The organism is Sorangium sp. So ce363 (genome assembly GCF_051520435.1).
GTDB classification, from domain to species: domain Bacteria; phylum Myxococcota_A; class Polyangia; order Polyangiales; family Polyangiaceae; genus Sorangium; species Sorangium cellulosum_B.
This window is the reverse complement of sequence record NZ_CP150333.1, coordinates 12,705,096-12,724,628: the sequence shown is the minus strand read 5'-3', so window position 1 is coordinate 12,724,628 and position 19,533 is coordinate 12,705,096. Positions and strand designations below refer to the sequence as shown.

The window sequence follows — 19,533 nt, the reverse complement described above, 5'->3', positions numbered from 1 at the left end:
CGCGCCCGCCGGCTCCCCCTCCCCTTCCCTTCCCCCGACCGTCGCCGGAGCTCACCCGCACAGGAGACGGGTCCAGCTCGGTGTTTTCGGCGCGGAAGCGTACTCTTGTACGCTGAGCACCGAAAACGCCGAGATGGGCCCGTATCCGAAGCGGGTGAGCCCGCTAGAAGCCGGGGAGGAGCATGGTGGTCATGCGGTCCGGGCTCACGATGCCCTGCTCGTGCATCCAGCCGTTCGCCGCCTCGACGGCGGCGCGGCCCTCGTCGCCCTTCAGCAGCTCGCCGTGGCGGCGCCGCGCCGCCGCGGCGTAGAGGGCCATGCCGGCGGCCTCGAAGCCGCGCACCGCGTCGGCGAGCTGCTGGACGGCCGCCTCTCCCTCGCCGCGGGCCGCGGCGATCGCGGCGCGCACCGCGGCCGCGAGCGGGTCGGCCCAGGGCATGTGCTCCGCGTCGATCTTGCGGGCGGCGCGCGTCGCCTCCTCGTACAGCGGCTCCGCGTCGGCCGGCGTGGACGCGGCGGCGGCGGCCAGCGCGGCGCAGGCCCGGAGGTGGGTGATGATGATGCGCACGGCCTGGATGCGCAGGACGAGCGAGCTCTCGAGGCCCGCCCGCTGCTCCGCGAAGAGGCGGTACGTCGCCTCGCCCTCGCCCCGGTACAGGCCGATGTGCGCGCGGGCGACGAGATCGAAGTAGCTCTGCAGCTGGAAGCCCGCCTTGGACCAGCTCCGGATGGCGTCCTGCGCCTGGCGCAGCGCGGAGTCGGGGTCGTCGCCGACGAGCCAGTAGGCGTTGCTCTGCGAGGAGCGGAGGCTCGTGGCGAGGTAGCGATCGCCGCGCTCGTCGGCCGCCTGCAGGTACATCGGGACCCGGCGCATGAACTCGCGCGTCTCGCCGCCGTACCAGAGCGCCCAGACCGAGAAGGTGTGCGCCCAGCTCCGCTCCCACGTGACGCCGGTGCAGCGCTCACGAAAGATGGTGTCCGCCCGGTCGAGATCGGCCACGCCCTGCTGCCAGCGGCCGAACAGCGTCGCGGTGACGCCGCCGACGAAGCCGACGAGGCCGAGCGCGTGAGGCCTGCCGATGCGCGCCGCGATCGCGCTCGCCGTCGAGAGCAGGTCGGCGACGCGGGACGCGGACGGGCCGCCGTCGATCGCGAGGTAGGTCGCCTCGAAGGCGAGCGCGCGCGTCACGCGGTACGGCTCGCCCGCCTTGAGCGACAGGAGGAGGTTGCGCGCCTGGAAGTCGGCGCCGCGCGTGGGATCGACGATGGCGAGCCCCATCGCCGCCGACCAGCAGACGTCGATGCGCATGAGGTCCTCGGGCGAGACCTCGTCGGCGGGGCGCTCGACGAAGTTGAGCCCGCGCAGGCGCACCTGCGCGCGCCGCAGCATCAGCGACGCGACCGCGAGCTCCGGCGTCTTCGGCACCTGCATGCCGACCGCGCCGAGCACCGAGCGCAGGCCCGCCATCCCGGCGTCGACGTAGCCGGCGCGGAGCAGGTTCTCCGCGGCCCGGCGGCCGAGATCGATCGCCTCGGACTCCGGGGCGCCGTCGCTCGCGGCCATGTAGGCCTCCGCTGCCTTGGCGCCGCGCCCCGCGCTGCTCAGGGCGTCGCCGAGCTTGGCGAGCACGACCCGCCGCTCCGCCGCGCCAGGCAGGTGGAGGTCGATCGCCATGCGGTAGAGGCGCGCCGCGTGGTCGAACGCGAACGCGGCCTCGGCGTGCTCGCCGGCGCGCACGGCGTAGCCGGCGGCGCGCTCGGGGTCCCCGGCGGCGCGCCAGTGCTCGGCCAGCGCCTCGAGCTCCGCGCGCCCCGAGGCCTCCAGCGCCAGCGCGAGCCGGCCGTGCCAGCTGCGCGCCGTCTGCTCGTCGAGCCGGCTCGCCACCGTCTCCCGGATGCGGTTGTGGAACGGCTCGAGGAACTCGTCCTGACCCGAGCCGCCGGTCCGCACGAGGTTCGCCGCGCGCAGGGCCGAGAGCACCCGCGTGAGCTCCCCGAAATCCGCCGCCATGGCGTGCGCGGCCACCGACGTCAGCACCGGCGCGCCGGCGCACACGACGAGCTCGAGCAGCTGGCGCGCCCGCGGGTCGAGCCGGCTGATCCGCGCCCAGAGGACGTCGTCGAGGCGCACCGGGCCGCCGTCGGCGTCCGGGGACATCATCCGGTGGCGCAGGAGCGCGTCGATGAACAGCGGGTGGCCGCCGGCCTCCTGCGCGATCGCCTCGATGCTGAGCGGGTGGCCGACCTGGGCGCCCCGGAGGAGGAGCGCGCAGAGCTCCTGCGCCTCCGCGAGCGACAGGCGGTGGAGGATGATGTGCCCGAGCGAGTCGATCGGCACCCCGAGCTGCCGCGAGACGGGCGGCGCGGTCTCCGAGGCGGTCCGCACCGTCGCCACGAGCATCATCGCGCGCGGGCGCGAGGGGTCGACCAGCGCGCCCGAGGACACGGGCCCATCGAGGCCGGCGAACGAGCCAGGCCTGGTCGCGGCGTGGAGATCGGCCTCGGTCCACGGGCGCATCACCTCCGAGAGCAGCGCGACGCTGTCGGCGTCAGCCCACTGGAGATCGTCGATCGCGAGCACCAGCGGCCGCTCGGCCGCGAGCCGGCCCAACAGCTCCCGAAGCGCGGCGAAGACGAGGGCGCGGATCTCGGGCGGGTCGATCGCCTTGCGCCGAGCGCGCGCCTCCGTGATCGCCGGGACCGTCCGGAACACCGGGAACACCGTGCCGAGCAGGCCCGCGTTGGGCGGCAGCAGCGCCTTGACCTGCTCGGGGGGGCGGCGCACGAGGTGCCGGCTCAGCCCGTCGATGAGCTCGTCCACCGCCTTGTAGGGGACCGCCTCGCGCTCGTAGCAGCGCCCCGCGAGGACGAGCGCCTCCTTGTCGATGCGCTCCAGGAACCGGCGCAGGAGCGCGCTCTTGCCGACGCCCGACTCGCCCTCGATGAACCGCGTGACCGCGCGCCCGAGCTTCGCCTCCGCGAACGCGCCCTCGAGCGCGGCGAGCTCGCTGCGCCTGCCGACGAAGCCGATGCGCTGCGAGAGGACGGGCGGCTCCTCGATAAGCTCCTGCACCTGCAGCCGGCGCAGCACGTCGCGCGCCGTCGGCCGGGCGGCCGGGTCGATGCGGAGCATGTCCACGCAGAGCTCGTCGATGTCGGGGGGCATGTCCTCGACGAGCCGGCTCGGCGGCGGAGGCTCCGCTCGCCGCATCATGTCGAGCGCCGCCTTGGGCGCCGTCTGGAACGGGTAGACGCCGGTCAGCGCGAGGTAAAGCATGACCCCGACACTGTAGATGTCCGCCTCGGGCCCGGCCGCCTTGGCCTCGGCCTGCTCGGGCGCCATGTAATGGAGCGTTCCGACGACGGCCTGCTCGCGCCCTGTGCCGCTCGCGTCGGCGACGAAGCCGAAGTCGAGGAGGACCACCCGCTCTTCCGCGGTGACGAGGACGTTGGAAGGCTTGATATCGCGGTGAACCTTGTAAGCCGCATGCACCGCCGCGAGCCCCTGGGCGAGCTGCGCCAGGGCCGAGCGGAGGCGGGCCTCGTGGAAGGGGCGATTGATCCGGGGCTGTGGCTCCGAGGCAGGGCCCTGCACAGCAGACCACATGGGGCTTGACGGCAGGGTCGAGCGGCGCCCGACGCCCGCGGGCTCGCCCCTCGGCCCGGCGTCGCCCTCCTCGTGGACCCGCACGTGGACCACGAAGTCGACGCCGCGGATGAGCTCCATCGTGAAGAAGAGCTGCCCTTCTTCCTCGTGAAGCTCGCCGAGGCTGACCAGGTTCGGGTGCTGGATGTCCTGGAGCGCGCGGAACTCGTTCTTGAACCGGAGGCGCGCGTCGGCGCTCAGATTCCGGAGGATCTTGAGCGCGACCCGCCCCTTCCGCTCGCGGTCGAAGGCCTCGTAGACAACCCCCATCCCGCCGCGGCCCACGACGCGAACGACCTGGAAGCGACGCGTGCCTCCAAACTCGGGTCTCGCGTTCCTCAGGCCCATGCGTGGGACCAAGAAATCACCGGCGCCGAGCGGTGGCAAGCAGCGCGTGGGGAACGCGCGGCGAACGCGCAGCGAAGCGCGCCCGGACGCGCACGGGAAGCGCGCTCCGAACGCATTGGGCGCGCTCCAGCGACGCGCGAGCCCTGCGCGGCGCTGGAGCGCGCCGCGAGCAGGATCGGCAGAAAGGTGGCACGCCCAGGGGAAGGGCGGTAGCGTACGCCGCCTGCGAGCGAAAAGAGCCCGGCCGGGCGCGCGCCGCTCAGCCGGTCAGCCCGGCGCGCGCCCAGTTGACAACGGGAGGGCATCATGGTCTGCGTAGTACGCTCCGAGGCTTCGGAAGCGGTTCGGAAAGCGCCACGCGCAAAGGGTTTGCTGGGGTGATCCAGAGGTTGAGAGACTTCTTCTCGTCGTCGGGGCAGCGCAGCATGGCGCCCCTGACCGAGAGCGCGGCCGACCGCAACCCGGGATGCAGCCTCGTTGTAGAGAACGTCAGCAAGAGCTTCGGTAAGACACAGATACTGAACGACGTGTCGTTCACGGCGGAGGCCGGCGAGTTCGTCACGCTCCTCGGGCCTTCCGGCTGCGGCAAGACGACGCTGCTCCGCATCATCGCGGGGCTCGATCGCGCCGATCGGGGGCAGATCCTGCTCGCGGGCAGGGCTGTTGACCACCTGCCGGCGAACCGCAGGCCGGTGAACACCGTGTTCCAGAACTACGCGCTGTTCCCGCATCTGACCGTGTTCGAGAACGTGGCCTTCGGCCTGAGGTCGCGCAGCTTCCCTGATCCCGAGGTGCGCGAGCGCGTGCGTTCGAGCCTCTCGATGCTGAAGCTCGATGACCTCGCGGAGCGGTATCCGCACCAGATCTCGGGCGGTCAGAAGCAGCGAGTCGCGCTCGCGCGCGCGGTCGTCAACGAGCCTGAGGTGCTGCTGCTCGACGAGCCGATGTCGGCGCTCGACGCGAAGCTGCGCGCCGAGGTGCAGCTCGACCTGCGCCGGCTCCAGCGCGCGCTCGGGAAGACGTTCGTGCTCGTCACGCACGATCAGGACGAGGCGATGACCGTCTCGGACCGCATCGTGCTGATGAACAAGGGCCGCATCGAGCAGCAAGGGGCGACGGCCGAGGTGTACGAGCGGCCGCAGAGCCGCTTCGCCGCCGAGTTCTTCGGCGCGGCCAACCTCATCTCCGCGCAGCGCGTCGGCGCCACGCTCGTCTTCACGACGGTGGGCGCGCTGAGGGTGCAGACCAAGCCTCAGTGGGAGTACGGCACGCTCGCGATCCACCCCGAGTGGATCGAGCTCTGCGAGAACGAGCCGGCGGAGAACGGCGTGCGCGGCGTGGTGAAGGAGAGCTTCTACCGCGGCGATCACGTGGAGCTCATCATCGAGCCCGGGCCGCTGCGCGTGCAGCTCAGCCCCCGCTCGCGGCTCAAGCCCGGCTCCTCGGTCTGGCTCGCCCTGCCCGCCGAGCGGCTCGAGGTGCTCAGTGACTGAGCCGACGGTCTGGTATGGCCAGCTCACGACGCGGCGCAGGCTCCTCGCGCGGGGGTCCCTGCTCATCGCGGGCGGCGTCTCCTGGCTGTCCGTGTTCCTCCTCTTGCCGAGCTTGGCGCTCCTCGTCGTGTCGTTCCTCAAGCGCGACGCGGACGGCGCCCTGCTCTGGGAGCTGTCGTTCGAGTCGTTCGAGCGCATCTTCGGCTCCGCGTCCGGCGAGAACGCGCGCATCCTCATCAGGAGCATCGTCCTCGCGCTGGTCGTGACGACCGCCTCCGTGATGCTCGCCTATCCGATGGCCTTCTTCATCGCGCGCGGCTCGCGTCGCCGGCGCTTCTTCTGGCTCGCGCTCATCATCGTCCCGCTCTGCACGAACCTCGTGATCCGCACGTTCAGCTGGAAGCTCCTCCTGTCGGCGCAGCTCCTGCCTGCCAAGCTCGCCGCCTGGCTCGGGTGGATCGACCCGGGCCGCGACGTCTATCCCAGCTGGACGGCGGTCACGATCGGCCTCGTCGCGGCCTCCCTCCCGTTCGCCGTGGTCCCCCTCTACACGAGCATCGATCGTCTCGACTGGTCGCTCGTCGAGGCCGCGCAGGACCTCTATGCGTCGCGGCTGCGCATCTTCCTCGCGGCGATCCTGCCGCAGACCCTCCCCGGCCTCAGCGTCGCAGTCCTCCTCACGTACGTCCCTGCGATGAGCGTCTTCGTGGTGAGCGACATGCTCGGCGGCGCGAAGCACTGGCTGATAGGGAACCTCATCCAGCACCAGTTCGGCCCGGGGAGGAACATCCCTTACGGCGCGGCGCTCAGCCTGGTGCTCATCGTTCTGACGCTGGGCGGCGTGTCCCTTTACCGCCGGAATGGGCGCTCCGTGGAGATCCTGTGAAGCTCGGCCGGGGCCTCTGGCGCGCGCTGACGACGATCGCCGCCTTCCTCGGCTTCGCGCTCCTCTACCTGCCGCTCTTCGCGGTCGCCGTCTACTCGTTCAACGCCGCGGAGCGGGGCCTGCTCTGGACCGGCTTCTCGGTTCGCTGGTACCTCGATCTCTTCGCCGATCCCGAGACCAACCGGCGTGCCATGGAGATCCGCGAGGTCGCCGTGAACACCCTGATGCTCGGCGGCGCCTCCACGCTCATCGCGACGGTCCTCGGGACGCTGCTCGCCCTGGGGATGCACTTTCCGTGGCCAAGCTCCGTGAGTCGCGTGCTCGAGTCGATCGTGGACATCCCGGCGGTCGCTCCCGACATCACGTTCGCGGCGGTGCTGGTCATGGCGTTCAACGTGCTCCGCCGCGTGGTGGACCATTGGTTCGAGCCCAGCATGACGACGATGATCATCGGTCATGTGACGTTCGAGATCGCGTTCGTGACGCTCATCGTCCGCAGTCGGCTCGTCGCCATCGGGCCGACGCTGAGCGAGGCCGCGATGGACCTCTATGCGTCGCCGTGGATCCACTTCCGGAGGGTCACGCTCCCCCTCCTGTGGCCGGCGATCGTGGGGGGCGCCATGCTGGCGTTCACGCTGTCGCTCAACGACTTCGTGATCAGCTTCTTCACGTCCGGCCCGCGCTCGGTCACGCTCCCGCTCTACGTCTACCAATCTCAGATGCGAGGCGTGCGGACCGACCTGTTCGCGATTTCAACGCTCCTCCTGATCGGCGTGGCGGTGTCCATCATGATCCTGGAGCGGCTCACCCGCTGGAGGCACAATTGAGCCGCCGGCCCGGGCTCGCGGCGGAGGCGGCGGAGTTCTGCGCGCCGGGCGCCGGTCGGCCAAGGGGCTCGCGCGCGCCGCGCGGAGCCCGGCGGACTCCTGCGCGTCAGCGCAGCGATGCACCGCCCTTGTTCACCTTGGCGCTGGGCCTGACCAGCGCTCCACCTCGCTCTGGCTCGCGCGGCCCAGCCCTGGGGCGCCGAGCTCGAGCGCTTGCCTGACGGCGCCTCCTGCGGGGCGCCGGGCCCGGACCGCGCGCCGCCCCGGGTTCCGCTCACTCTGTCATGCGCTCCGCGCACGGCGCCTACACAGCGGCGTCCACGCCGGCGTGAGGTCCCCGGCCGCCTGTGCGAACAGGTTGGATCAGCTGACGGCTTACGGTAAGCTGACCCGGCAATGCGGCTGTTTCGTCCCAAGCTCGCCGGGTTTTTGCGTAACGGCTGGACCCGGCGGACGGCGCTTTGCGCTCCACTTCGACCGTTGGGAATCGAGATCGAAAGATGAGCTTTCGTCGCTCCGCACTCCTACTCATACTCGTAGCACTCCTCACATTCTCCGGTCGGCCTGCCTGGGCGGATGATCTGGCCGATGAGGCCGATCTGCACTTCAGGATCGCCACGGAGCGCTATTCGGCGCGTGACTACCGGGGCGCCCTGGAGCACTTCCTGGTGTCGAACCGGCTTGTCCCGAACCGAAACGTCATCTTCAACATCGCCCGAACTTACGAGGCTCTCCAGGAGTATCCAGACGCATTTCGCTACTACGTTCAGGCGCTCGATCTCGAGCCCAACGCCGCGCGCAGGCCGGCTATCGAGGAGGCGCTCGCGCGCATCCGGCCCAACGTCGCCGTCATCAACGTGACGACGGACCCGCCCGGAGCGACGGTGTACATCAACCGCCGCGATCTCGGCGGCCGCGGCAACACGCCCCGCCTCCTCGGCTTCCAGCCCGGCAAGCACAAGATCATCGTCGATCTCGAGGGGTACGAGCCGGCGGAGGTCGAGAACGTCGAGGCGAAGATCGGCGAGCAAACGAACGTCGCGGTCAAGCTGAAGCGCATCGTCGGGACGGTGCGCGTGGTCGGTGAGATGGCGGGCACGACGGTGCGGGTCAACGACGCGAGCGGCCCCCCGGCGTGCACCGCGCCGTGCGATCTCACGCTGCCTCCTGGCCGGCACCGCCTCTACCTTTCGCAGGAGGGGTATCAGCCGTCGGAGCAGGACGTGAACGTGGCGGCCGCGAGCACGGTGACCGCGCGTTACCGGCTCAACCCGCTCACCGGCAGCCTCGTCGTCAACGCGGATGAGCGCGACGCGCTCGTCGAGGTCGACGGAAAGCCGATGGGCTTCACGCCCGCGGTCCTCAACGTGCAGAGCGGCCAGCGCCGCGTGCGCGTCTCGCTGCGCGGCTTCCGCCCGGTGGAGCAGACAGCGAACGTGGTGGCCGCACAGCAGACCAGAATCGACATCTCCCTCCGGCAGCTCGAGGAGGTCGAGGCCGCGTCGCGTACGGCGGAGGCCGTCGAGGACGCGCCCGGCTCGGTCACGATCATCTCGGGCCAGGAGCTCCGCGCGATGGGGTATCCGACGGTCGCCGAGGCCTTGAGGGGCATGCGCGGCGTCTACACGACGTACGACGGCACCTACTCCTGGGTTGGCATCCGCGGGATCAGCATCCCTGGTGACTACAGCAACCGCGTGCTCGTGCTGCTCAACGGGCACTCGATCAACGACACGTGGGACGGCCTCGCCTTCGCCGATCAATCCGCGCGCACCGACCTGGAGGACGTCGAGCGGATCGAGGTCGTCCGTGGCCCGGGCTCGCTGCTCTACGGTACGGGCGCGTTCGTCGGCGTCATCAACATCGTGACCAAGGGCCGCCCGACGTCGTTCGGCGCGGGCGTCGGCGTGGGCGCGGCGCAGCACGGCTTCATCCGGGGCCGCGCCCAGGTGCAGGTGCCCTTCGGGCGCGACTCCGGCATGTGGCTGTCGGTCGCCGGAGGCCACGGTCAAGGGCGAGACTACTTCCTGCCGATCCCGACAGGACTCGAGAACAAGTGGAAGGGCGGCGATGCCAACGCCCGCGGCGCGGACCACTTCAATGTCGGGACGGTCCAGGGGCGGCTCTGGTACAAGTCCCTCTCGGCGCAGGTGTCCTACAACGAGCGCAAGAAGGCGCTCCCGACCGGCGCCAACTTCACCATGGTCGGCGACGACAGGACGTTTTACCGCGACAGGCGCGGGTTCGCCGAGCTCACGTTCTCGCCGCGGTTCTCGGATAGCTTCTCGATGACGACCCGCGTGGCCGTCGACATGCAGCTCTACAATGACAGGCTGTGGCTGTCCGAGGCCTCCTCCGAGGCCGAGACCGACACGGTTTATGACGTCGAGCAGTACCAGGACACGTGGCTGCTCGCGGATCAGCGCTTCGAAGTCTCACCGCTCCGCGAGCTGAAGGTCACCGTCGGCGCCGAAGGCCAGGTACACCTGCTCGGCAGGCAGCGCATCGAGGAGAGGGTTTGCGGTATTCTTCCGTGCACCGACACGCTCGTGCTGCCCCTCGGCGGCGGCGACCCCGACAACGAGGATCTGTTCGACTCGCACCCTTACCAGATCCTCGCCGGCTACGGCGTTGTCGACTTCGTCCCGTCCGATCGCGTCCGCATCTCCGCGGGTGCTCGTATCGACTATTACAACTATAGCAGTGACGAGCCTGAGAAGAAGCTCAGCTTCAACTCCGGGATCAGCCCGCGTATCGCGCTCGTCGTCAAGCCCTACGAAGGGGGCAACCTGAAGGTCACCGGCGGCCGCGCGTTCCGCGCTCCGCCCATCTACGAGCTCTTCCTGACGGTGCCGTCGAGCTACTTTGACCCGGGGTTCAATCCGGCGGAGACGGATGAAGAGCGGATCGGTCCCGAGAGCGTGCTCTCGGGAGAGGTCGAGTTCACGCACCGGCTCTCGTCCACGCTCTCCTTGCTCGGCGCGGGATACGTGAACTACATGACCGACATGATCGCGCAGACCGGCTCGTTCACGGCAGATGAGCACGGGAGGTACGACAACACCAAGGAGCCGATCCTCGTGCTGGGCGCGGAGGCCGAGCTGCGCCGCGAGTGGCGCCAGGGCTGGATGGCCTCTCTCTCCTACTCCTATTCACGGGCGCGGTACCTCGATAAAGGAGACGTCGACGAGGTGCTCACGAAGGTGCCCAACTCGCCGGAGCACATGGCCGCCGTCAAGGGGACCGTGCCGCTGTTCGGGAAGGCGCTGATGCTGTCGACGCGCCTCACCGTCGAGTCGCCGCGCATCGACAAGACCCTGACGGAGACCGACCCCGCGGTGATCTGGGACGTCGTCCTCTCCGGTCAGACGGAAGTGGCCGGCCTCCGCTACAACATGGGCGTCTACAACGTCGCCGACTGGGAGTACGAGGCCCCCATCTCGCCCCAGTTCACGGCGACCAGGATGCCGCAGGCAGGCCGCACCTTCCTCCTCTCTGCCAACCTGAATTTCTGATCATCGCGCGGCCGTCCTGGCCGCGCGCTCTCATCTCACGCCCATCACCTCTCGGCGCTCCGCTCCCGCGCCGCCCGGCTCGGCCGCGGCGCAGGGCGGCCAGCGCAGCACGTGGCCTCGCGCCTCGCGGCCATTGAGCGGCGTCGCCCTGGCGGCCTCATCCATTCCAGGCGCGGCGCAAGCCACACCTGCGGTACCGTTCCGCTCTGGCAGGAGCTCCACCGCTGCACGCGGTTCGCACCACGCTCGAATTCAGCGTCTCGCGTGAACTCAGCGCCTGGACCGGCCTCGCGTGTCATGCAGCGCTCTCGTGTGCTTCTTTGCCCGACGCAAATCGTGCGCCTGGACGCAAATCACGCACGTTCCTCCGCAATCCACGTTCGAGGCGCGGTGGTGTGGAGCGGTGCGTTCGCTTCATGGCCGTCGCCGGAAACGCTGCGATCTGACGACGTGCGGCCGCGTGCCGCGTGCCACGTAACCAGGTGACCACATCATCGGACGCCCGCACACTCTTGTGGCAATCCGCGCGGTCATGATTTTGCTTGAAAGCAAAACATCGCTTGTCCATCATGGTCACTCGTGAATATCTGCTCCTCGACCTCGGATCACGCGGCACACGGCGCGCGCGGTCCGGAGCGACGGCGGAACAACGGGCGCGCCGCTCGGCGGATCGCGCCGCGACCAGGAGCGACCAGGGGAGCGATGGGCGCCGATCTTCGCGCCGAACCCTAGGTCACGAGAGGAGCGCGCGTCGGGTATGCCGCCCGCGGCGCGCCATCTTGACGGCAATTTTGCCAACCTGACGATCGTCAGCCAGCCCGAGCAAGAGGTCCATGTTGCCCGACCGCCCGATCGATGTCCCCGAGCAGCCGTTCGCTTCCGTCTACGACCGGCGTCGCCTCGCGGCCGCAGGGGAGATGTTGCCACAGATGTGGGACACCCTACCTGAGTGGCCGAGCGTCGGCGGCGGACGCCGTGTCATCGTGCTCGGCGGCGGGATTTCAGGGCTGTGCACCGCATGGTCGCTGCGGAAGGCCGGGTTCGACCCGATCATCCTCGAGCGGAATGACCGTGTGGGCGGCCGCTTCTACACGCTCCGGAACCACTTCGGCGACCAGTACGCCGAGCTCGGCGTCACCCGGATCGCCGACACCCACGTCCTCACGCTCGCCTATGCGCGCCACTTCGGGCTGGAGATCCTCGAGTATCCGCTCGACGCGACGCAGCTGTACTACGTCATGGGCCATCGCTTCCTGAGCACCTCGCGGGGCAAAGCGCACTATCCTGCCGACTTTCCGCTCTCTCCGGAAGAGCGGGACATCGACGCGGAGTCCCTCAACCTGCAGCTCGCGGCGAAGGCGTTCTCGGTGATCGGCGACCCGCGGGACACGCAGTGGCCACCGGCCACCGTCCGCAAGGACTTCTCGGGCGAGACGTTCTACCGCAGCCTGGATCGGACCGGGGCCTCGCACGCCGCGAGGGAGATCTGCCGCGCGTACGAGGGGACGGAGATCGAGATGTTCAGCGGCCTCGCCTGGTCGGCGAACCAGCGGCTCGACGCCAAGTGGTTCCACACCTACGCGATCGCCGGCGGGAACGACCGGCTGACCACCGCGTTCGCCGACGATCTCGGCGATCGCATCCTCAAGGGGGCCCATGTGCAGCGGGTGATCTCCCGCGAGGACGGCGTGACCGTCGAGTTCCTCAGGAACGGGGACCCCGAGACGATCGAGGGCGACTTCGTGGTGTGCGCGCTCCCCCACCGCATCCTGCTCGAGGTCGCGTTCGACCCGCCGCTCTCCGGCCCCAAGCACCGCGCCGCGTCGGAGATCCCGATGTTCACCGTCACGCGCCTCAACTTCCAGTTCTCGCACCGGTTCTGGGCGGATGAGGGCATCATCGGGCTGCTCGCGGCCTGCACGACCACGCCCATCGAGCGCCTGTGGGACCTGACCTCGCTCCAGCCCGGCTCCTCGGGCATCCTCACGGCGTACGTGCAGGACCGCAACGCCGCGGCGCTCGACGAGCTGCCCACCGCGGCCGATCGCATCGAGTTCGGGCTCAAGACGATGGAGTCGTTCTTCCCGAACGCGCGGCAGTACTTCCAGAAGGGGCTGTCGTTCTCGTGGCACCACCAGCCGTACACGCGAGGCGGCTGGCCCGCGTACCGGCCCGATCAGACCGACCTGATCGCGGATCTCCAGCGCGGCGAGGGGCGCGTCGTCTTCGCCGGCGATCACACGTGTCTCTACACGGGCTGGGCGCAGGGTGCCCTCGAGTCGGCGCACTTCGCCACGGCCGAGGTGATCGCGGCGGCTCGCGGGTCGATCGAGCCGACCACCTGAGCGAGCTCGCCAGGCGCCCCCCGGCGCGACGTTCACGACGCCCCTCGAACGTATGCCGCAGAGGGGGTGTATAACGTCGCTTGTATGGCTCGCCTCCTCCACGTCATCGGAGTCCAGTCCCGGCCCGTGCCCGGCGACCCTGCTGCGACGCTCGAGAAGCTCGAGCGCGAGGTGCAGACGCTGGGGGTCTCGTTCCCCGAGGCGCAGCTCTACCTCTTTCCCGAGCTGTGGCTCACAGGGGATCACCCGTTCCGCCACACCTCCCCGTCGCACGAGCTCGCCCAGCCGATCCCGGGGCCGCTCACCAGGCGGCTCGGCGCGATCGCGCGCAGGGCTGGGAGGTGGCTCTGCGCCGGGTCGATCTACGAGCGCGCGGGGGACAAGCTGCACAATACCGCGCTCGTCTTCTCGCCGAGCGGCAAGCTCGTCACCCGGTACCGCAAGCTCTATCCCTGGATGCCCTTCGAGACCTGTGCGCCGGGCGATGAGCCCGCGCCCGTGTTCGACATCCCGCGCGTCGGCCGGCTGGGGCTCATGATCTGCTACGATGGCTGGTATCCCGAGGTCGCGCGCGGGCTGGCGCTGCGCGGCGCCGAGGTGATCCTGCACCCGACGCTCACCACGACGCCGGATCGCGAGGAGGAGCTCGTGCTCGCCCGCGCCCGCGCGATCGAGAACCAGTGTTATGTGGTGAACGTCAATGCCGCGGTGGAGATCGGCGGCGGGCGCTCCATCGCGGTCGATCCCGAGGGCCGCGTCCTCTTCCTGGGGGGCTCCGGCGAGGAGTACCTCGGGGAGGTGCTCGATCTCGACCGCGTCCAGACGGTCCGCGCCCACGGCACGCGCGGGCTGAACCGGGTGCTCCGCCAGTTCACCGAAGACTCGCCAGAAGCGGTCTTCGCGCCGTACCGAGCGCGATCTCCGCGCCGCCGGACACGCTCGTAGAGCCGCCGCTCTAACGCCGCTCTCCCTCGGCCGGCTCCCTTGCTCTGGGCGCCCCTGGCCGGCACGCGATGAGCCCGAGCCCCTCCTGCGCGATCGTCGCGCCAGCCAGCGCCGTGATTTCACCCACGTCGTACGCGGGCGCGACCTCCACGACGTCCATGCCGACGAGCGCGATGCCCTGGAGCCCCCGCAGGATCTCCAGCGCGACCGCGGTGGACATCCCCCCGCAGACCGGCGTGCCGGTGCCGGGCGCGAAGCTCGGGTCGAGGAAGTCGATGTCGAACGTCAGGTAAACCTCGTGGTCCCCGACGATATTACGAACGTGCTCGATCACCGCCCTCGCGCCATGGCGATGAACCCAGGGCGCGTCGAGCACCTGGAAGCCGAGCGTATCGGCGTTGTAAGTGCGGAGCCCGATCTGCGCCGAGCGGCTGGGCTCCACGAGGCCCTCCCGCGCCGCGTGGAAGAACATGGTGCCGTGATCGACCCGACCCGATCCGACCTCGTCGCTCCACGTGTCGGAGTGAGCGTCGAAATGGATCAGCGAGAGCTTCCCGCGGCGCTTGGACACGGCGCGCAGGATCGGGTAACTCACAAAGTGATCCCCCCCGATCGAGAGGGGCGTCACCCCGGCGTCGAGGATCCGGCCGATGTGCTCCTCGATGGCGACAGGGCTCTCCTCCGGACGCCCGTAATCCCAGACGCAGTCGCCATAGTCCACCACGGCGAGCCGGTCGAGCGGATCGAACTCGTAGCCGTAAGGGCGGTTCCACGCGAGGTGCGCCGAGGCCTCCCGCACCGCGCGCGGGCCGAAGCGCGTCCCTGGGCGGTTGCTGGTCGCCGTGTCGAGCGGGATGCCGGTGACCGCCACATCGACGCCAGTCAGGTCGCGCGTGTACTTGCGGCGCAGGAAGGAGAGCGCGCCGCTGTAGGTCGGCTCGCGCCGAACGCCATAGACGCTATCGGCCGTGAACGCGTTGTCTACGACCATGCCTCTCGCGCGAGCCGTGGTCTTGGAGCGATGATCTTCCATAGAGGTCCTTACGTTCAGATCGACGCACTCCACCTCGTCGCGCCGGGCGCCCCGGGCGCGGTGCGCTCCGGTGGCAGCGAGTTACGCCGTGCGCTCCAGCCGGGCTCGTCGCGCACGCGTCGGGGACGCGCCGGCGAGACGAGCGCCGCGCCAGCGGGACACGTCGGTGGCAACGAAGCATTCAGTCTTGCCAGGGGCTCCACGCAGCGGCCCTGATTCCAGCTCGGGCGTGCGCTCGACACCGGCGCGTCGCGCAGGATGGGCATCGGCGTGATCGGTGGCTGAGCACCTCGTTGGCGCCATCGCCTCGCGGTCAGTTCGATTTCACGGCCGCCCAGACCTCGTCGTAGAGCTTGGCCGCCTCGCCGAGATCGCGATGGTGCTCCAGGCGGCTCGCCTGGTCACCCGTCGGATAGATGAGCTGGTTCGTGCGGTCTTCCACCGGCAGCTTGGCCTGCGCGGCGCTGTTCGGGGTCGCGTACTTCGTCATCATCGAGAGCTGCGCGCCGCCGTCGGGGGTCAGCATGTGATTGATGAACTTGTGAGCCAGCTCGGGGTGGGGCGACTTGGTGGGCACGGTCATCACGTCGACCCAGATCACGGAACCTTCCTTCGGAATGACGAGGGCGAGGCGATCCTTGTCCTCCCAGACCACCTTCTGCGCGTCCCCGTTCCAGACGACCGCCATGTCGACGGAGCCGCCCTTCACGTCCTGCGTCGCGCCGATGCCGCCCTTGAAGCCGAGGCACTTCGGATTGCTCTTGGCCTCCTTGAGGATGCGCCCGGCCTCCCGGATCTCTTCAGGCTTCGACGTGTTGCTGGAAAATCCCTTGTACTTAAGCGCCGCGCCGACCATGTCGCGCATCTCGTCGATCAGCACGAACGTGCCCGGCGTCTTCTGGGCGTCGAAGAGCACGCCCCACGTCGGATCCATGTTGGGGATCTTCTTCTTGTTGTAGATGATCGCGACAGTGCCCCACTGGTAAGGGATAGAATACTTGTTGCCCTCGTCGAAGTTCGGGCCCGAGAACCGCGACTCGAGGTTCTTCAGGTTGGGGAGCTGGGCGTGATCCAGGGGGCGGATGAGCCCGCGCCGCGCGAGCCGCCCGCTGGCGTGCGCCGCCATCACGACGACATCGTACTGCGCGTCGGCGCCCGCATAGGCGAGCTTGCTCTCCATCTCCTCGGTGGAGTCGTAGATCGTGAGCCGCAGACGGGCGTTGTTCTGCGTCTCGAAGTCCTTGATGCTCTTGTCGTCCAGGTAGTTCGGGAAGATGAGGACGCTGAGCTCGGAGGGCTGAGCCGCAGTTTCCTTGGTGCCCGACTCTGCACGTCCTTCAGCAGGAGCCTTATCTTTGCCGCAGGCGGCGACCGATAGGACACCCAACAGAATGGCTAGTACCATCAGGGGTCGACGTTGAGTTTTCATAAGTTGTCCTTTCTCCAGCTGCTCAAGGCGGACAGGCCTGCGGGTGTTCGCTGGCGCGATGCTGGCCTCGGTGATCTCCGGAAGCGCCAACCAGTGGAGCGCGTCTGCGGACCGAGGCCCCCATCGGCCGGTAGGACGCGCGCGGGATGCCGGGCAGCCCCGGCCACGACCCTATGGACCGTGGATTGCAAGCGCGCGTCCCCTTGTCAAGGAAAATGTGTTGCGCGGTAAGCAACACGACTGGCCTTCTCATTCGGAGCGAAACCACGACTGTTCGCAAGCTTAGGCGAATCGTACATTCCGTGGCTCTGAATCCGAAAGAGATCGTCGAAATTGCATTCAAATGTGTGTTCGCCGCGCATCCACGCGCATCCGGGATAGCGTCTACACGAGATTGTTCTCCCCCAGGTGAAATGGCGCGCGGCACGGCAATGCGTGTTTCGACGCTACCGGAACACAGGACCGCAATGCTCGCGGGCTGCGCTCGATGGTCGTGCGCGTCGTGCGCGATCGGATCTGCGGGAGCCAGGTGCTCGCGCGTGCAGCATTGAAGAGCGGGCACGCCGGCTCCCCGGCGCGCGGCGCGCACCGGCGGGAGGCGTACTGCCGTCGCACCATGCTGCAAGCGAGTCTCCACGGGAACGCAACGCTCCAGGCCGAACCGATCGACTCTAGTTGAACAGCGATTTCACGGGCCCCGTCGAGTGCACGATCCTCCGGGCCAGCAGCGTGACCACGAAGTGATGGAAGGCCGCGGCCAGCTCGGGCGCCTCCTCCGTCATTCGCTGCAGCGCCTCCTCCGTGAGCCGGTAGAGCGTGGACTGCCGGCTGGCGGTGACCGTCGCCGACCGCTTCTCGCCCATGTAGAGCCCGGACTCGCCAACGACCGACCCCGGCCCCATCGTGCGGAGCCGCTTCACCTTCTTCCCGTCGATCTCGAGCCAGGCCGTGAGCTCTCCGCTCTCGATGAGGTAGAGGTCCTTCGACACATCTCCGGCCCGGAACAGATCGAACCCATCCGGAAGCTCCACGCGCTCGAGGTAGTCCTTGAAACGTAGCATTCCCGGGCGACCGCCGAATACATCCTGGAGATCGTAGAACAGCATCGGAGGCGGCAGCATGCTGGGCGGCGCATCTGCGATGATCTCCTTCTCACACGCCTCGAGGCCTCGATCCAGATCCGGGTAGATCCGGCAGACCTCGTCCTCATCGCCGACGAAGACCTCGCCCCGCTCGAGGTGATTGCGGATGTCCACACGCACCTCCGTGAAGATGAGCTTGACGCCGTGCGCCTTGGCGAGCCTGCGGAGCCGGAGGAAGCTCGCGATGGCGGACGAGTCGATGCCGTTCACGTGGCGGAAGTCGAGCAGCAGATAGCGCACCTCACCTTCCTCGCTCTGGATGCGCTGCTGGGCGGTCGAGAGGAGGTTGTACGCCGTCCCGAAGAAGATATAGCCCTGGAGCTGGAGCACGTTGAGCTGCTTGGCGCGCTCCGTCAGGGTCATCTCCTCGCCGTCGCTGCGAGCGACGTTGCTGCGCAGGTAGACCCCGGAGATGGCGTTGCGCACCACCTCGATGCGGCTGTAGCTGAGCGCGAAGAGGATGAACGAGACGCCGAGCCCAACCCCGATGCCGACAAGGAAGCCCCGGACGGCGACGACAAGGAGGATCACCACGATGACGAAGTACTCGATGCGCCGCAGCCGGAACCAGCCCTCGTAGAGCGTGTTGATGAGGAAGTGGAATCCGAGATAGGCGATCAGGCCCCCGAGGACGGGGCGCGGGAAGTACAGGATGGCGTCGGCGCCGACGAAGAGCACGACGCAGCTGATCGCCGCCGCGACCAGCCCCGAGACGCGGCTGTTCGAGCCGGCCTTGTAGCTCATCGACGACTCGGCCAGCGACAGGTAGCCGACCATGCCGCCAAAGAGGCCCGTGACGATGTTCGCGACGCCCGTGGCCCGCAGCTCGCGGTCGAGATCGATCTCCTGCTCCGTCGCGAGCTCCACGCCCGACGCGCTGAGCAGCACGGTGATGGCGGCCATGATCGTGACGGCGGCCATGTTGCCGGCGCTGCCGAACAGGACCGACCAGTCCACCTGCCCGAAATCCGAAGCGCCGATCGGAGGCCAGAGCGACGCGGTCGGGAACGGACCGAGGAGCCAGCCGCTGTCGAGCACCTGCTGCACGCTGACGCCGGCGAGGCCCAGCGAGACGTAGAACACCACGATCGAGCCCCCGAGCAGCACGGGGAGGAGCAGGAGCGACGAGAACCGCCGCAGCACCAGGAGGAGCAGGACGCCGAACACGAGGCCCGGGAGGACCCGCTTCAGGAGCTCCGGATCCATCACCACGCTCGGGAAAATGTCGAGCGTCGATGGCTGGCCGGACATCACCGAGATCGAGCCCTGGAGGAGGAGCCAGCCGGCGCCTGCGATGAAGCCGCCGGCGACGGGGTACGGGATGAAGCGGACCAGGATGCCGAGCCGTAAGAGGCCGAGCAGCAGGAAGAAGCCGCCTGCGACCACGGAGGTGATCGCGATGGCGGCCACGACCGTCGGGAACGGGCTCGCCGTCGGGTCCTTCTGCGCGATGCCCGTCGTGATCGCCGCCGCCATCGAGGCGAGAATGACGGCAGCGTCCTCCTGCGGCGCGGCGATCACCGGCTTGTAGGAGCTGAGGAGAGACACGATCACGCCGACGATGACGGAGCTGATCAGGATGATGCCGATCCCTCTCGAGAGGTATTCGGCGAGCCCGTGGTTGAAGATCAGCGCGCCAAGAGAGATATCGAACGAGACGACCAGCGTCCCCGAGACCATTCCGGCGATCACGGCGGGCATGAGCTTGGAAGGCTTCGCCTTCTCAAGGAGCTCCTCGTTCAACAGCGCAGGTGACTCCTTTGTTGCCTGTCGTGTCATGCTCTTGGGAGACCTCGTGATCGATTGTCAGCGGAATTCGCAGGGCGGCGAGGGCCGGGGCGCGCCGGCGCCGCGCGGGCCGGCGGGGCCTCTGCACCGCGATCTAGGGAACGTGCGACGACGTCGGACGACGGGGTCGCCTTCG

At 69.0% G+C, this 19,533-nt stretch carries 11 protein-coding genes; 6 read left to right on the top strand and 5 right to left on the bottom strand.

What is annotated here, in order from left to right; genetic code table 11:
• Positions 1–163 precede the first annotated feature (163 nt).
• The gene (locus WMF12_RS47930) at positions 164–3,994 is read right to left on the bottom strand and encodes a serine/threonine-protein kinase (RefSeq protein WP_437857371.1); all 3,831 of its coding nucleotides are present in this window, start codon (positions 3,992–3,994) and stop codon (positions 164–166) included.
• A 377-nt stretch (positions 3,995–4,371) separates the two neighbouring features.
• Here WMF12_RS47930 and WMF12_RS47925 point away from each other — a divergent pair, with 377 nt between their 5' ends.
• The 4 genes from WMF12_RS47925 to WMF12_RS47910 all read left to right on the top strand — a co-directional run bounded on the left by WMF12_RS47925 (position 4,372) and on the right by WMF12_RS47910 (position 10,715).
• Positions 4,372–5,487, top strand: coding sequence for an ABC transporter ATP-binding protein (locus WMF12_RS47925; RefSeq protein ID WP_437743381.1), 1,116 nt, complete (start codon positions 4,372–4,374; stop codon positions 5,485–5,487).
• Positions 5,480–6,373: an ABC transporter permease gene (locus tag WMF12_RS47920; RefSeq protein WP_012241768.1), complete on the top strand. Its 894-nt coding sequence runs from the start codon at positions 5,480–5,482 to the stop codon at positions 6,371–6,373. The genes WMF12_RS47925 and WMF12_RS47920 overlap by 8 nt, the downstream gene beginning before the upstream one ends.
• Positions 6,370–7,200 (top strand): ABC transporter permease, encoded by an 831-nt coding sequence (locus tag WMF12_RS47915; protein WP_437857322.1) that lies wholly within the window; start codon positions 6,370–6,372, stop codon positions 7,198–7,200. The genes WMF12_RS47920 and WMF12_RS47915 overlap by 4 nt, the downstream gene beginning before the upstream one ends.
• Positions 7,201–7,868: 668 nt before the next feature.
• On the top strand, positions 7,869–10,715 hold the full coding sequence (locus tag WMF12_RS47910) for a TonB-dependent receptor domain-containing protein (RefSeq protein WP_437857312.1): 2,847 nt from the start codon (positions 7,869–7,871) through the stop codon (positions 10,713–10,715).
• 295 nt (positions 10,716–11,010) lie between these two features.
• Here WMF12_RS47910 and WMF12_RS47905 read toward each other — a convergent pair whose 3' ends face one another.
• Positions 11,011–11,286 carry a hypothetical protein gene (locus tag WMF12_RS47905; RefSeq protein WP_437857305.1) on the bottom strand — a complete coding sequence of 92 codons (276 nt, stop codon included), beginning with the start codon at positions 11,284–11,286 and terminating at the stop codon, positions 11,011–11,013.
• A gap of 262 nt (positions 11,287–11,548) precedes the next feature.
• On the opposite strand from WMF12_RS47905, the gene WMF12_RS47900 reads away from it, so the two are divergent.
• Both WMF12_RS47900 and WMF12_RS47895 read left to right on the top strand, forming a co-directional pair.
• Positions 11,549–13,060 (top strand): flavin monoamine oxidase family protein, encoded by a 1,512-nt coding sequence (locus WMF12_RS47900; protein ID WP_437857299.1) that lies wholly within the window; start codon positions 11,549–11,551, stop codon positions 13,058–13,060.
• Positions 13,061–13,144: 84 nt separating this feature from the next.
• Positions 13,145–14,005, top strand: coding sequence for a carbon-nitrogen hydrolase family protein (locus WMF12_RS47895; RefSeq protein ID WP_437857294.1), 861 nt, complete (start codon positions 13,145–13,147; stop codon positions 14,003–14,005).
• A 10-nt stretch (positions 14,006–14,015) separates the two neighbouring features.
• Here the strand turns inward: WMF12_RS47895 and speB are convergent, their stop codons facing one another.
• The 3 genes from speB to WMF12_RS47880 form a co-directional block, all read right to left on the bottom strand.
• A complete protein-coding gene (speB, locus tag WMF12_RS47890) occupies positions 14,016–14,996 on the bottom strand; it encodes an agmatinase (protein WP_437857287.1) in 981 nt (326 codons plus the stop codon).
• 355 nt (positions 14,997–15,351) lie between these two features.
• The gene (locus WMF12_RS47885; RefSeq protein WP_437857281.1) at positions 15,352–16,425 is read right to left on the bottom strand and encodes a polyamine ABC transporter substrate-binding protein; all 1,074 of its coding nucleotides are present in this window, start codon (positions 16,423–16,425) and stop codon (positions 15,352–15,354) included.
• A 713-nt stretch (positions 16,426–17,138) separates the two neighbouring features.
• Positions 17,139–19,352, bottom strand: coding sequence for a SulP family inorganic anion transporter (locus WMF12_RS47880; protein WP_437857271.1), 2,214 nt, complete (start codon positions 19,350–19,352; stop codon positions 17,139–17,141).
• Positions 19,353–19,533 lie beyond the last annotated feature (181 nt).